Source organism: Agromyces bracchium, from assembly GCF_009709675.1.
In the GTDB taxonomy this organism is placed as follows: domain Bacteria; phylum Actinomycetota; class Actinomycetes; order Actinomycetales; family Microbacteriaceae; genus Agromyces; species Agromyces bracchium.
Genome location: NZ_WMLB01000014.1, coordinates 1 through 14128 on the forward strand (window position 1 = coordinate 1; position 14128 = coordinate 14128).

Below are 14128 nucleotides of genomic sequence, written 5' to 3' on the forward strand. Positions count from 1 at the left end.
GGCGGCGGCCACGGCGGCGGCGGCAAGGGCGGCGACTGGGGCGGCGGCGGCCACGGCGGCGGCAAGGGCGACTACGACATGGCCGTCCAGAAGATCATGAGCGTCGTCAACAACTACTCCTACATCGACGACCGCGACGTGCTGAACGACCAGTCCTTCAACCAGCAGGTCTGGGCGATCGGCGAGAAGGTCGAGATCGAGACCGACATCGAGAACAACTCGACCACGGCATCGGGCGACGGCGCGATCGCCGCGAGCACCGGCGCGGCGGTGGAGGCGTACAACACCGAACTGGAGGTCGACATCGAGGACTCCTTCAACGAGGAGACCGAGATCAAGGTCGAGGACTCGTTCAACGACAACTCGGACCACTCGACGACCAACATCGCGGTCGACTCCTTCAACACCGACAACTCGACGGACAACTCGGTCGAGATCGAGGAGTCGTTCAACGAGGAGACCGACATCGACGTCGACATCGAGGACTCCTTCAACGAGGACTCGTACAACGACGAGACCGACCTCGACGTCGACATCGAGGACTCCTTCAACGAGGACAACTCGGTGGACAACTCGACGAACACCGACGTCGACGTGGACATCGAGGACTCGTTCCAGGTGAACGACAACTTCAGCCCGGACACCGAGATCGAGGACTCGTTCCAGGACAACTCGGACAACTCGACGAACACCGACGTCGACGTGGACGTGGAGGACTCGTTCCAGGTGAACGACAACTTCAGCCCGGACACCGACGTCGACGTCGACGTGGAGGATTCGTTCCAGCAGAACGACAACTTCAGCCCTGACATCGACGACTCCTTCCAGGTGAACGACAACGCGGTCGAGACCGGCCCCGGCGACCAGGTCGCCGACAACGAGGTCGACCTCGCCCTCTGATCCGGCTCTCAGCGGTTCGGCCCGGCGCACGTCGAGTGCGCCGGGTCGAATCGGCCTGATCTGGTTGAATCGAATGACCTCGAACGGGGAGTGCAAGGGTGCAGCAACTCATCGATCTCGTCGACCGCGGCATCGCCCTCGCGGGTGGCGGCGAGCGTCCAGACCTCCGTCGGCGGCTCGAGCACACCCGCGACCGCCTGAACGATCCGAACGTCCGCGTCATCGTCGTCGGCGAGTTCAAGCAGGGCAAGAGCCAGCTGATCAACGCGCTCGTGAACGCACCGGTGTGTCCCGTCGACGACGACATCGCGACGGCGGTCCCCACCACGGTCCGCTACGGCGAGCGAGCCTCCGCGTCAGTCCTCTCGACGAGCGCGATCGGCGGCACCCTCGAGGCCGACGGCCGCTCGCAGCGCAGCGAGATCGCGATCGCCGACCTGGCCCGGTACGTGTCCGAGCGCGGCGGCAGGGGCACCGAGACGGATGTCGCGTCGGCCGAGGTCCTGCTCCCCCGCAAGCTGCTGAAGAACGGCCTCACGCTGATCGACTCTCCCGGCGTCGGCGGATTGAACTCCGCGCACGCGCTGACGACGCTTGCGACCCTCCCGTCGGCGCACGCGATGCTGTTCGTCTCCGACGCGTCGCAGGAGTACACCGAGCCCGAGATCCAGTTCCTGCGGCATGCCATGCGGATCTCGCCGAACGTCGCCTGCGTCCTCACGAAGATCGACCTGTATCCGCAGTGGCGTCGGGTCGAGCAGCTCGATCGCGGTCACCTCGACGCGATCGACCCGTCGATCCCGTTGTTCCCGGTCTCCGCCAACCTCCGGCTCGCGGCGCTCCGCGAGTCCGACACCGACCTCAACTCGGAGTCGGGTTTCCCGACGCTCGTCTCGTACCTGCGGCGCGACGTGGTGGGCAGGGCCGAACTCCTCCAGCGTCGATCGGCGGCCGCGGACCTGGTGTCGACGACAGAGCACCTCCGGCTCTCGATGGACTCCGAGCTCAGCGCGCTCCTGAACCCCGAACGCACCCCGGAGATGCTCGCGAGGCTCGAGACCACGAAATCGCGCGCCGACGAGCTGCGCCGCAACTCGGCCAGGTGGCAGATCACGCTGAACGACGGCGCGACCGACCTGATCGCCGACATGGAGCACGACCTCCGCGACCGGCTCCGCACGATCCAGCGCGAGGCGGAGGAGGCGATCGACGAGGGCGACCCCGGACCGATCTGGGACGAACTCGTCGACTGGTTCGAGCAGCGCGTTTCCTCGGCGGTCACCGACACCTTCGTCTGGACCCAGGAGCGGGCGCAGTGGCTCTCGGCCAAGGTGGCGCGGCACTTCGACGAGGAGGAGGTCACGCTCCCCCAGATCCACGTGGACGACACGCACGAGGTGCTCGACGCCGTCGACGACATGTCCGAGCTCGATCCCGGACGACTCGGCCCGATGCAGAAGTTCTACATCGGGCTCCGCGGGTCGTACGGCGGCGTGCTGATGGTGGGCATCATCACCAGCATCATCGGGATGTCCCTCATCAACCCGCTCTCGCTGGCCGCGGGCGCGGTGATCGGCCGCAAGGCCTACAAGGAGGACGTCGAGAACCGGCTCCAGCGTCGCCGGGCCGAGGCGAAGTCGCTCATCCGGCGACAGGTCGACGAGATCATCTTCCAGGTCGGCAAGCAGCTGCGAGATCGCCTGCGGCTCGTGCAGCGCATCACGCGCGACCACTTCACGGCGATCGCCGAGGAGCACCATCGGTCGCTCGCCGACTCCGTCCTGGCCGCGCAGAAGGCCGCGAACATGTACGCGGCCGACCGCGATCAGCGGATCCAGCAACTGCGTTCGGACCTCAAGCAGGTCGACGCGCTCTCCAGCAGGGCGAAGGCGATCGACGGCGCGACCGCGTCCGCCGACCGTGCGCGGCATTCCGCCGCGTCGGCGGCGGAGGCCGACACGGCGTCGGCGACCGCCGGAAGCGGCCAGGCGTGAGCGCACGCCTCCTCGAGCAGGCCGACGAGCTCCTCGAACTCGCCGCGGATCGGGTCGGAGGCGACGCCGTCGCGCTGCAGCGCATCAGGGCGCAGCAGGCGCGCCTCCGGGAGCCGCTCCGAGTCGCGATCGCCGGCATGGTGAAGGCCGGCAAGTCGACGCTCCTCAACGCCGTGATCGGCGAGGAGATCGCGCCCACGGACGCCGGCGAGTGCACGAAGGTGATCGTCTGGTATCGGCACGGCGCATCGCCGAGCATCACCGTGCACCTCAGGGACGGCGGGATCCGCGCGCTTCCGATCCGTCGCATCGACGGGCGGCTGGTGATCGACCTCGAGCCGTCGAGACCGGAGGACGTCGACCGCGTCGTCGTCGAATGGCCCTCGAGACGACTCGAGGATGTCACGCTCATCGACACGCCCGGCATCGCGTCGCTCTCCTCCGGCATCTCGGCTCGGTCGGCGGCGTTCCTCACCCCGGAGTCCGACTCATCGGAGGCGGATGCGGTCGTCTACCTCACCCGGCACATGCACTCCGCCGACGTGGGCTTCCTGTCCGCCTTCCACGACACGGCGGTCGCCCGCTCGCGCACGGTGAACGCGATCGCCGTCCTCTCGCGCGCGGACGAGATCGGCGCCGGCCGGATCGACGCCCTGCTCTCTGCGAGGACGATCGCGGAGCGCTATCGGACCGACGGCTCCCTGAGGTCGCTCGCGCTCGACGTCGTTCCCATCGCGGGCCTGCTCGCGCAATCCGCGCGGACCCTCCGCGAGCACGAGTTCGACGCGCTCCGCCGCCTGGCGGGGCTCGGCCGGAGCGCGCGCGAGCGGATGCTGGTCTCGGTCGACCGCTTCGTGCGCGACGACGCTCCGATCGACGTCTCGGCCGAGGAGCGACGGAACCTGCTCGAGCGGTTCGGCATGTTCGGGATCAGGATGGCCGCGGTATCGATCCGCGCCGGGAACCACGACTCCACAGCACTCGCCGACGAGCTCTACCGGCGTTCGGGGATGGAGGAGCTGATCCGCCTCGTCGGCGACCAGTTCCGTTCCCGCGCCGACGTGCTCAAGGCGAGTTCGGCGCTCGCCGCGCTCCGTGCACTGCTCGCCGAGCGCCCTCCTCCCGAGGCGACGGCCATCCGGCGCTCGATCGAGCGGCTCGAGTCGAATGCGCACGAGCTCCGCGAGCTGGCCCTGCTCTCGGATGCGCGGACCGTCGGCCTCGGGCTCCCGCCGGCCGAGGGCGAGGAAGCCGAGCGACTCGTCGGCGCCGCGGGCACCGGTGCGGCGGAGCGGTTGGGACTGCCGCCCGACACCCCCGCCGACGAACTGCACCGCGCGGCGACCGCCGCATTGCATCGGTGGCGCACACTGGCGGGCAGCCCGCTGCTCGACCGGCCCGCCGTCGAGGCGTGCGACGTCGTGACGCGCACGTGCGAGGCGCTCGTGGTCGGCGCGGCATCCGGCTCAGTGCAGCGTCGCCGGCTGCACCTGGCCCCGAGTGCGGAACCATCGGTTGGCACCCGGGAGGAGGCTGGCGACCCACGCGCCGACCGCGAGACCGAGCCCGCCGAGGAGGAGCGCCTCGACCAGGATCCCGAACTCGGTGACGGTGAGGAAGGCGCTGCCGATGAGCGCCGCTCCAGCGTGCACCAGGAGTAGCGCGAGCTGCGCCCACCTGGCCCCTCCGCGCCGGTTCAGCATCATCGCGAGCAGGATCGCCTCGACCGTGACGACGATGCCCAGGCTCGCGATGCAGGTCCAGTAGATGAGGTTCACGAGGGACGTGATCGACGCCTCGTCGTACCCTGGCGAGAGTCGCAGCAGCGTCTCCTCGAGCTCGCCGGCGATCGCCTCGTGCGAGAGGAAGGCGATGAGCATCGCCGCGGCGACTGCGACGAAGCTCGACAGCCAGAGCACTCGCGAGGTCCTCACCGAGCGGGGCGGGGGGACGGACTTGAGCACGGGCGGACGCCGGTCGTCCGAGAGGCTCGGCCGCTCCGGCGGCGGCGCCCCGTCGTCGCCGGCGCCCTCGGGCACACCGCCCGGTGCCGTGGCGGTCGCCTCATCGCGCGCGTGCGCCGGTTCGGTTCCGGACGACGTCTCGCCGACCGCCTCGTCGTCGAGCACGTCGTCCTGGTGCGGCGGACGCTGGTTCCCCCCGGAAGCGTCGGTCATGCCGTCAGCCTAGGACAGGGGCCCCGGTGGGGGCGGGTCCGCCTCGCCCGCCACGAGGCGGACCGTGAGCGAGTCCACGCCGGTCGCGATGGCGTCGTCGGCCGCCCAGCGCCGCGCGAGCCGCGCCGTGGTCGCATCCAGTTCGGTCCGCGTGAGCCCGGCGACCAGGCGCAGTCGGACCACGAGTTCCGGACCCTGCAGGCGCGCGCCGGGATCCCCGGCCACGAGGTCCACGCCCAGCACCGCGAGCTCGCCGCCGATGGATCGCTCGAACGCCTCGCGCACGCTCGACGATTCGGCGGGCGGATGCCACGGCTGCTGCTGCGCCACCGCCCACACAGCCGGCCGGCGCAGCACGAACTCGGTCGGCGAGCCGGGGTCGAGCACGACGAGCTCGGTGCCGTCGTCGGCCGCGGCGAGCGCGACGCGCACGCCGTCGGCGGGCACGGGGCGCGCGACCGGGTTCCACCGGTTCATCGCCTCGACCGAGCCGAACACGGGCAGCACCCGCCGTCCGTCCGGTCCCTCGACGGTGACGATCGAGAGCTCCTGGCTCTTGTCGACGGCGTGCCCGTGCGCGCCGATCTCGGTCCCGCCGTCGCCGAGCTCGGCGAGCAGCGGGATCAGCAGGCGCGCCGCACCGAACGCGGCGACGACGTCGGCCTGCCCGCCCTCGCCGGAACGGAAGCGGGCGAGCGCCGCACCGAGCGCCTCCGGCATCCGCCCGTCGTCGGACGCGTGCGGGTTCGACTGGAACGACCGGCCGGCCCACGGGCGCCCGGCGGAGTCGGCCGCGGGGTCAGTGGGATGCGACATCCAGCGCCTCGGGCAGCGTGAACGCGCCCGCGTAGAGGGCCTTGCCGATGATGGCACCCTCCAGGCCCTGCGGCACCAGCTGGCGCAGCGCCGCGATGTCGTCGAGGCTCGACACCCCGCCCGAGGCGATGACGGGCCGCCGGGTGCGCTCCATGATCTGGCGCAGCAGGTCGACGTTGGGGCCCTGCAGCGTGCCGTCCTTGGTGACGTCCGTCACGACGTACCTGGCTGCGCCGGCATCCTCGAGGCGGTCCATGACCTGCCAGAGGTCGCCGCCGTCCTTGGTCCAGCCGCGGGCGGCGAGCGTCGTGCCGCGGACGTCGAGGCCGATCGCGATCGCCTCGCCGTACTGCGCGATGACGGATGCCGCCCACTCGGGGTTCTCGAGGGCCGCGGTGCCGAGGTTGATGCGCTTCGCGCCGATCTCGAGGGCGTTCTCGAGCGACCGGTCATCGCGGATGCCGCCGGAGAGCTCGACGTTGACACCGCGGACCTGGCGGATGACCTTCTTCAGGATCCCGGCGTTCGAGCCGCGCCCGAACGCGGCGTCGAGGTCGACGAGGTGGATCCACTCGGCGCCCTGGTCGGCCCAGTCGGCGGCCGCGTCGACCGGGTCGCCGTAGTTCGTCTCGGTCCCCGCCTCGCCCTGGGTCAGGCGGACCGCCTTGCCTCCCGCCACGTCGACTGCCGGAAGCAGCACCAGGCGGGGGGTCTTGCTGAACTCACTCATCACTGTCCTCGAATCGGATGCCGCGGAAGGCGCGGCCTCGGCACAGTCACAGCATCCTAGTCCGCACCGGCACGCCGTGACGCATCGAAGGTCTCGCGGGGTCGCGCCCGGCCTCAGCCGAGCGAGCCGATCCAGTTCGAGAGCAGTCGGATGCCGGCATCCGACGACTTCTCCGGGTGGAACTGGGTCGCCGAGAGCGGGCCGTTCTCGACCGCGGCGAGGAAGCGCCCGCCGTGCTCGGCCCACGTCAGCTTCGGCTGCGGGAAGGGCGGGATGACGTCGAGGTTCCACGCCTGCGCCCCGTACGAGTGCACGAAGTAGAAGCGCTCATCCTGGAGGCCCTCGAACAGCACCGAACCCGGGTCGGGCTGCACCGTGTTCCAGCCCATGTGCGGCAGCACCTCGCTCGGCAGTTCGGTGACGACGCCCGGCCATTCGCCGAGCCCTTCGGTGTCGACGCCGCGCTCGACGCCGTGCTCGAACATGACCTGCATGCCGACGCAGATGCCGAGCACGGGCCGGCCGCCCGCGAGACGTCGGTCGATGAGCTCGTCGCCGCGCACCGAGCGCAGGCCCTCCATGACGGCGGCGAACGCTCCGACGCCGGGGACCACGAGCCCGTCGGCCTCCATCACCGCTCGGCGCTCGGACGTGAGCTCGACCTCGGCACCTGCACGTTCGAGCGCCTTGACGGCCGAGTGCACGTTGCCGGAGCCGTGGTCGAGCACGGCGACGCGCCGCGTCGCGGTCACAGGGCGCCCTTGGTCGACGGGATGCCGGCGACGAGGGGATCGAACGCCTTGGCCTGGCGGAACGCGCGCGCGAAGGCCTTGAACTCCGCCTCGGCGATGTGATGCGGGTCGCGCCCGCCGAGCACGTTGACGTGCACGGTGAGTCCCGCGTTGAACGTGATCGCCTCGAACACGTGCCGGACCATCGACCCGGTGAAGTGTCCGCCGATGAGGTGGAACTCGAAGCCCGCCGGCTCGCCCGTGTGCACCAAGTACGGCCGGCCGGAGATGTCGACCACCGCCTGTGCGAGCGCCTCGTCGAGCGGCACGAGCGCGTCGCCGTACCGCGAGATGCCGCGCTTGTCGCCGAGCGCCTGGCGGATCGCCTGTCCGAGCACGATCCCGACGTCTTCGACCGTGTGGTGCACGTCGATCTCGATGTCGCCCTTCGCCCGCACGGTGAGGTCGGTGAGCGAGTGCTTGGCGAACGCGGTCAGCAGGTGGTCGTAGAACGGCACGCTCGTCTCGATGTCGCTCGTGCCGGTGCCGTCGAGGTCGATCGAGAGGTCGATGCTCGACTCGCTGGTCTCGCGCTGCACGCGCGCGGTGCGCGCGGGGCGGTCGGTGCTCATGGGGTCATCCTATTCGGCAGGTCGGGGAGGATTCCGGGCTCGATCAGGCCTTCGCAGGTGCGGAAGGAGCGAACGACGCCATGGCCTCGAGGAAGGCGGTGGTCTCCGCTTCGGTGCCCGCGGTGACGCGAAGGCAGCCGGGCAGCCCGATCTCGCGGATCAGGATGCCCCGTTCGAGCAGAGCCTCGAAGACCGCGTGGGGATCGTCGACGCCGCCGAACAGCACGAAGTTCGAGCCGCTCCGGTAGGGGCGGAAGCCGAGCGATGCGAGTTCGCGCGTGATGCGGTCGCGCTGCGACCGGATCTCGTCGACCATCGCGAGCATCTCGTCGGAGTGCGCGAGCGCCCCGAGCGCCGCCGCCTGCGTGAGCGCCGAGAGGTGGTACGGCAGGCGCACGAGTCGGAGCGCGTCGATGACGGCGGGGTCGGCGGCGAGGTAGCCCACGCGCGCGCCGGCGAACGCGAACGCCTTGCTCATCGTGCGCGAGACGAGCAGACGCGGGCGCCCCTCGAGCAGGGTCAGCGCACTCGGCGTTCCGGGGTCGGCGAACTCCTGGTACGCCTCGTCGACGACCACGACGCCGCGCGCGGCGTCGGCGACCGCGGCGATCGTCTCGAGCGAGAGGGGCGTTCCGGTCGGGTTGTTCGGCGAGCACAGCAGCACGATGTCGGGGTCGTGGCGCTCGATCGCGGCGACCGCGGTCTCGGGCGAGAGTTCGAAGTCGGCGTCGCGGTCGGCCGCGATCCACCCGGTGCCCGTCCCGGAGGAGAGCAGGCCGTACATCGAGTACGTCGGGCCGAAGCCGAGCGCCGTCCGGCCGGGGCCGCCGAACGCCTGCAGGATGTGCTGCAGCACCTCGTTGGAACCGTTCGCGGCCCACAGCTGCTCGGGCACGAGCCCGTGCCTGAGGTAGCCGGCCAGCGCCGCCCGGAGCTGCGTGAACTCGCGGTCCGGGTAGCGGTTCAGGCCGATGATCGCCGCGGCCACGCGGGCGACGATGTCGTGCGCGACGTCTTCCGGGATCGGATGCGTGTTCTCGTTGACGTTCAGTGCGACCGGCACGTGCTTCTGCGGAGCGCCGTACGGGGACTTCCCGCGAAGGTCGTCGCGGATGGGCAGGTCGTCGAGACTCGTCACCGATCAATGCTATCCGCGGGCGCCATCGTGTTTCGGCGTGGGTGGCGTACCCCGCGGCCGGCTAGCCTGCGGCGGGGAGCACCAGCTGCTGCCCGGGCTGCACCACGGCGTCGTCGAGGCCGTTCAGGCGCATGATCTCGTAGATCACGTCACGCGGGTCGGCCGCGGGCGCGATCGCCTCGGCGATGCCCCAGAGCGTGTCGCCGGCGCCGACCTCGACGGTCTCGAACGTCGTCGCCGCGCGCCCGTCGTCGATGCCGGCGACCGCACCGCCGCTCGAGAGCACGCCGACCAGCACGCCGATCGCGAGCGGGAGCGCGGCCAAGCCGGTGACGACGATGCGGCCACGTCGGGTGAGCCTGAGCCGGGTGCGCGGGGTCGCCGCCGCGAACGCGGGCATCGTCGGCGCCGCGTTCGCGACCCCCATCACCACTGCACTCATTCCGCACCTCCCGGGCTTCCACCCCCGCATCCGGCCCTCGGCCGGGAGGGCCGGATGCGAAGCTGTGTTCCGAATATATCTTCGAACAATCGACGCCGCAAGCACCGGACGGTGGGAAATCAGGCCGGAAATCCGCGACACACTCGAACGGATGTTTGTCGCGCGTGTGCGAGGCGGATACAGTTTCGAATGTCCGACCACAGTCGAACACCGACCACCGACATCCGGGCCGACGCGGTCCCAGACGAGAGGCGAGGCACGTGAGCATCGACATCGACCAGGCACGCGGCGCGGGCGGCCGGTCGCGTCGGCGAAAGACCCTGAGCGCGAAGCAGCTCGCGATCCTCGAGGTCATCCGCGGCTCCGTCGCCGACCGGGGCTACCCGCCGAGCATGCGCGAGATCGGCGACGCCGTCGGGCTCTCCTCGCTCTCGAGCGTCACGCACCAGCTGAACCAGCTCGAACTCGCCGGCTACCTGCGACGAGACCCGAACCGTCCCCGCGCGCTCGAGATCCTCATCGACGTGCCCGGGTCCGAGCGCAGCCCCGCCGCCGAGCCCGCCCCGGTCGGCGACGCTGCCATGGTGCCGCTCGTCGGCCGCATCGCCGCCGGCGTGCCGATCACCGCCGAACAGCAGATCGAAGAGGTCTTCCCGCTCCCCCGCCAGCTCGTCGGCAAGGGCGAGCTGTTCATCCTGAAGGTCGTCGGCGACTCGATGATCGACGCCGCGATCTGCGACGGCGACTGGGTCGTCGTCCGCTCGCAGAAGACGGCCGAGAACGGCGAGATCGTCGCCGCGATGCTCGACGGCGAGGCCACCGTCAAGGTCTTCCGCCAGCGCGACGGGCACACGTGGCTGCTCCCCCGCAACTCGGCGTTCGAGCCGATCCTCGGCGACGAGTCCGAGGTGCTCGGCAAGGTCGTCGCGGTGCTCCGCACCGTCTAGCTCGTATTCTCCGCGCGGTGCGCCGGTACCGTCATCAGCACCGACACCGGCGACGAGGGCGGATGCCACGGGCTCGCCCCGCGGCATCCGCCCTCGATCATCGTGGTCAGGCCGTCGCGACCGCGACCCCCTCGCGCACCGAGCGCGTCGCCTCGACGATGTTCGAAAGCGACGCGACCGTCTCGTCGTAGCCGCGCGTCTTCAGGCCGCAATCCGGGTTCACCCAGAGGCGCCCGGCGGGAACACCGTCGACCGCGCGCTCGAGCAGCGAGCGCACCTCCTCGACGCTCGGCACGCGCGGCGAGTGGATGTCGTACACGCCGGGGCCCACGCCGTGGTCGAAGCCGCTCGCGGCCAGGTCGCCGACGACCTCCATGCGGCTGCGGGCCGCCTCGATCGAGGTGACGTCGGCGTCGAGCTCGCGGATCGCGTCGATCACGACGCCGAACTCCGAGTAGCAGAGGTGCGTGTGCACCTGCGTCGCCGGTGAGGCCCCGCCGGTGGCGAGGCGGAACGACCCGACCGACCACTCGAGGTAGGCCGGCTGGTCGGCGCGCTTCAGCGGCAGGAGCTCGCGCAGCGCGGGCTCGTCGACCTGGATGACGCGGATGCCGGCCTGCTCGAGGTCGCCGATCTCGTCGCGGAGCGCGAGCGCGACCTGGCGCGCGGTGTCGCCGAGCGGCTGGTCGTCGCGCACGAACGACCAGGCGAGGATCGTGACGGGACCGGTGAGCATGCCCTTGACGGGCTTCTCCGACAGGGACTGCGCGTACGTCGACCACTCGACCGTCATGGGCGCCGGCCGCGAGACGTCGCCCCAGAGGATCGACGGGCGCGTGCAGCGCGAGCCGTACGACTGCACCCAGCCGTGCTGCGTGACCGCGAAGCCGTCGAGGAGCTCGGCGAAGTACTGCACCATGTCGTTGCGCTCGGGCTCGCCGTGCACGAGCACGTCGAGGCCGAGGTCCTCCTGCAGGCGGATGACCCGCGCGATCTCCTCGCGCATGAGCTCGCGGTAGGCGGCATCCGTCAGCTCGCCCTTCACCAGGCGCGCGCGGGCGCGGCGGATGTCGGCCGTCTGCGGGAACGAGCCGATGGTCGTGGTCGGCAGCGCCGGCAGCGCGAGGTCCTCCTGCGCGGCGACGCGGTCGTCGTACGCCGCACGGGCGAACGCGCCGGCATCGAGCGCGGCGAGGCGGTCGCGGACGGCCGGCACGCGCACGCCGGGTGCGGCCGCACGGTCGGCCAGGGCGGCGGATGCCGCGTCGAGGTCGGCCGCGACCGCGTCGCGCCCCTCGGCGAGGCCGCGCGCGAGCGCCGCCACCTGGGCGACCTTCTGGTCGGCGAAGGCGAGCCAGCTCACCAGGCGCGCGTCGAGCGCCGACTCCTCGTCGACGTCGTGCGGCACGTGCAGGAGCGACGTCGAGGTCGACACGGCGACCGAACCCGAGAACGAGCGGAGCGCCTCGGCGCGTGCGAACGCGTGCTCGAGGTCGCCGCGCCAGATGTTGTGGCCGTCGACGACGCCCGCGACGAGCGTCTTCGCGGCGAGCGCCTCCTCGGTCACGGGGTCGAGTTGCTCCGGCAGGTCGCCGCGGACGAGGTCGAACCCGATCGCCTCGACCGGGGTCGCCGCGAGCGCCGGCAGCGCGTCGGCGAGGTCGCCGTAGGGCGCCGCGACGAAGATGGCCGGGCGCGCGTCGGCCGCACCGAGCGCGTCGTAGGCCTCGGCGACGGCCTCGAGCACGCGCTCTCGCGGCTCGTCGAGGCTCTCGCTCACGAGACCCGGCTCGTCGAGCTGCACCCACTCGGCGCCGGCCGCGGCGAGCGCGGCGAGGAGCGCGCGGTAGACCGGCACGAGCTCGGCGAGGCGGTCGAGCGGACGGAAGCCCTCGGGCGCGTCATCCGTCGCCTTCGCCAGCAGGAGGAACGTGACCGGGCCGACGAGCACCGGGCGCGTGACGAACCCGGCCTCGCGCGCCTCGCGCACCTGGGCGACGAGCGCGTCGGCGTGCGCGGCGAACGCGGTGTCCGGCCCGATCTCGGGCACGAGGTAGTGGTAGTTCGAGTCGAACCACTTCGTCATCTCGAGCGGCGCGTCGGCGCCCTCGCCGCGGGCCACCGTGAAGGTGCCGGCGAGGTCGAGGCGGCCGTCGGCGTCGAGCAGGCGCTCGAAGCGGGTCGGGACCGCGCCCACGGCGACGGCCGCGTCGAGCACCTGGTCGTAGTACGAGAACGACTCGGGGATCGCCGAGTCGGTGCGGCCGAGGCCGAGCTCGGCGAGGCGCTCGCGCGTCGCGGCGCGGAGGCCTGCCGCGGTGCGCTCGAGCTCGGCGGCGTCGATCCGGCCGGCCCAGAACGCCTCGACGGCGTGCTTGAGCTCGCGGCGGCGCCCGATGCGCGGGTAGCCGAGGATCGTTCCGGTGGGGAAGGCGGGTGCGGTCATCGTTCTCTCGTGTTCCTCTCGGTGCCCGCATGGGCGGGGGCGGTGGCGAGGCCGAGCCGGTCGAGCACGGCGAGCACGGCCTCGTGGCGGTTGAAGGTGTACAGATGGAGCCCGGGGGCGCCGCCGGCCAGCACGTCGGCGGCGAGGTTCGAGGCGTAGTCGACGCCGAGTTCGAACTGGGCGTCGGCGTCGGGCTCGATCTCGAGGTCGATCGCGAGCTCGGCCGGCGCGGGGACGCCCGTGAGCTGCTCGAGGCGCGCGAGCCGGGCAGGTGTCGTGACGGGCATGATGCCCGGCAGGATCGGGATGGTCACGCCGCCCGCGCGGGCGCGCTGCACGAAGGTGAGGTAGTCGTCGGCGTGCCAGAACAGCTGCGTGATCGCGAGGTTGGCGCCCGCGACCTCCTTCGCGAGCAGCACGTCGACGTCCTGGTTCGACCCGCGCGAGCGCGGGTGCCCGGTCGGGAAGGCCGCGACGGCGACGCGCTCCGGTCGTGGGCGCTCGCGGATGGCGGTGACCCCCGGCATCCCCGGGATGCGGGACTGCCCGAACGGCTCGCGCTCCTCCTGCACCCGGTGGATCAGCTGCACGAGCTCTGCGGCGCTGTGCAGGTCGCCGATCGCGTCCTCCGCGTCCGCGGCGCCCGCGGGCGGGTCGCCGCGGAGCGCCAGGAAGCTCGTGATGCCCGCGTCGAGGAACTCGCGCACGAGCCGGTTCGCCTCCGCGTGGCTGGACCCGACGCAGGTCAGGTGCGCCATGGGCTCGACGCGCGTGTGCTCGAGCATGTACCGGAGCACGGTGAGCGACCGGTCGCGGCTCGACCCGCCCGCGCCGAACGTCACCGAGATGAACGCGGGGTCGACCTCGGCGAGGCGGTCGATGGTGCGCCCGAGCGCGATCGCCGCCGCGTCCGTCCGCGGCGGGAACAGCTCGAACGAGATCGGCACGCGCGGCCGGGCGGCGGCGCCGTCGGGCTCGGTTCCGGTCATGTCGCTCCAGAGGGCGAGCAGTTCCGGGGATGGTCGAGTGCACGGCACGCCGCGCCCGACCGGCCGGAACGGCAGGTGGGTCTCGCGGGCGGGTGCCGGGCTCGGCGGTCGCTCCAGGCGGGCGGCATCCGGCCGCTCGCCACGATCAGGTGCGACGATACGCCGGGTCGACCGGCTCCGCTCCCG

The 14128-nt window shown here is 71.7% G+C and carries 11 protein-coding genes and 1 pseudogene; 4 read left to right on the forward strand and 8 right to left on the reverse strand.

Annotation, left to right across the window (positions count from 1 at the left end):
- The 3 genes and pseudogenes from GJ743_RS19190 to GJ743_RS20095 all read left to right on the forward strand — a co-directional run.
- A pseudogene (locus GJ743_RS19190) lies at positions 1–900 on the forward strand (hypothetical protein); the annotation flags it as partial.
- 98 nt (positions 901–998) lie between these two features.
- Positions 999–2894, forward strand: a complete 1896-nt coding sequence (locus tag GJ743_RS04580) for a dynamin family protein (RefSeq protein WP_328288788.1) — start codon at positions 999–1001, stop codon at positions 2892–2894.
- Positions 2891–4555 (forward strand): dynamin family protein, encoded by a 1665-nt coding sequence (locus GJ743_RS20095; RefSeq protein ID WP_328288789.1) that lies wholly within the window; start codon positions 2891–2893, stop codon positions 4553–4555. The genes GJ743_RS04580 and GJ743_RS20095 overlap by 4 nt, the downstream gene beginning before the upstream one ends.
- A 525-nt stretch (positions 4556–5080) precedes the next feature.
- On the opposite strand, the gene GJ743_RS04590 is transcribed toward GJ743_RS20095, so the two are convergent.
- The 6 genes from GJ743_RS04590 to GJ743_RS04615 all read right to left on the reverse strand — a co-directional run bounded on the left by GJ743_RS04590 (position 5081) and on the right by GJ743_RS04615 (position 9560).
- Entirely contained in the window at positions 5081–5887 is an 807-nt protein-coding gene (locus GJ743_RS04590) for an SseB family protein (RefSeq protein WP_155050760.1), read from the reverse strand.
- On the reverse strand, positions 5871–6617 hold the full coding sequence (gene priA / locus GJ743_RS04595; RefSeq protein ID WP_154344967.1) for a bifunctional 1-(5-phosphoribosyl)-5-((5-phosphoribosylamino)methylideneamino)imidazole-4-carboxamide isomerase/phosphoribosylanthranilate isomerase PriA: 747 nt from the start codon (positions 6615–6617) through the stop codon (positions 5871–5873). Before priA ends, GJ743_RS04590 begins: the two co-directional genes overlap by 17 nt.
- A gap of 113 nt (positions 6618–6730) precedes the next feature.
- Complete coding sequence (gene hisH / locus GJ743_RS04600; RefSeq protein WP_328288790.1) at positions 6731–7369, reverse strand: imidazole glycerol phosphate synthase subunit HisH; 639 nt, start codon at positions 7367–7369, stop codon at positions 6731–6733.
- The gene (gene hisB / locus GJ743_RS04605) at positions 7366–7980 is read right to left on the reverse strand and encodes an imidazoleglycerol-phosphate dehydratase HisB (RefSeq protein ID WP_155050761.1); all 615 of its coding nucleotides are present in this window, start codon (positions 7978–7980) and stop codon (positions 7366–7368) included. Before hisB ends, hisH begins: the two co-directional genes overlap by 4 nt.
- A gap of 43 nt (positions 7981–8023) precedes the next feature.
- Entirely contained in the window at positions 8024–9118 is a 1095-nt protein-coding gene (locus GJ743_RS04610) for a histidinol-phosphate transaminase (RefSeq protein WP_328288791.1), read from the reverse strand.
- Between the two features lie 61 nt (positions 9119–9179).
- Positions 9180–9560 carry a LysM peptidoglycan-binding domain-containing protein gene (locus GJ743_RS04615; protein ID WP_230386482.1) on the reverse strand — a complete coding sequence of 127 codons (381 nt, stop codon included), beginning with the start codon at positions 9558–9560 and terminating at the stop codon, positions 9180–9182.
- Between the two features lie 272 nt (positions 9561–9832).
- Here GJ743_RS04615 and lexA point away from each other — a divergent pair, with 272 nt between their 5' ends.
- Positions 9833–10507, forward strand: a complete 675-nt coding sequence (lexA, locus tag GJ743_RS04620) for a transcriptional repressor LexA (RefSeq protein WP_328288797.1) — start codon at positions 9833–9835, stop codon at positions 10505–10507.
- A 106-nt stretch (positions 10508–10613) separates the two neighbouring features.
- Here lexA and metE read toward each other — a convergent pair whose 3' ends face one another.
- On the reverse strand, positions 10614–12953 hold the full coding sequence (metE, locus tag GJ743_RS04625; protein ID WP_155050762.1) for a 5-methyltetrahydropteroyltriglutamate--homocysteine S-methyltransferase: 2340 nt from the start codon (positions 12951–12953) through the stop codon (positions 10614–10616).
- Entirely contained in the window at positions 12950–13942 is a 993-nt protein-coding gene (locus tag GJ743_RS04630) for a methylenetetrahydrofolate reductase (RefSeq protein ID WP_155050763.1), read from the reverse strand. The genes metE and GJ743_RS04630 overlap by 4 nt, the downstream gene beginning before the upstream one ends.
- Positions 13943–14128 lie beyond the last annotated feature (186 nt).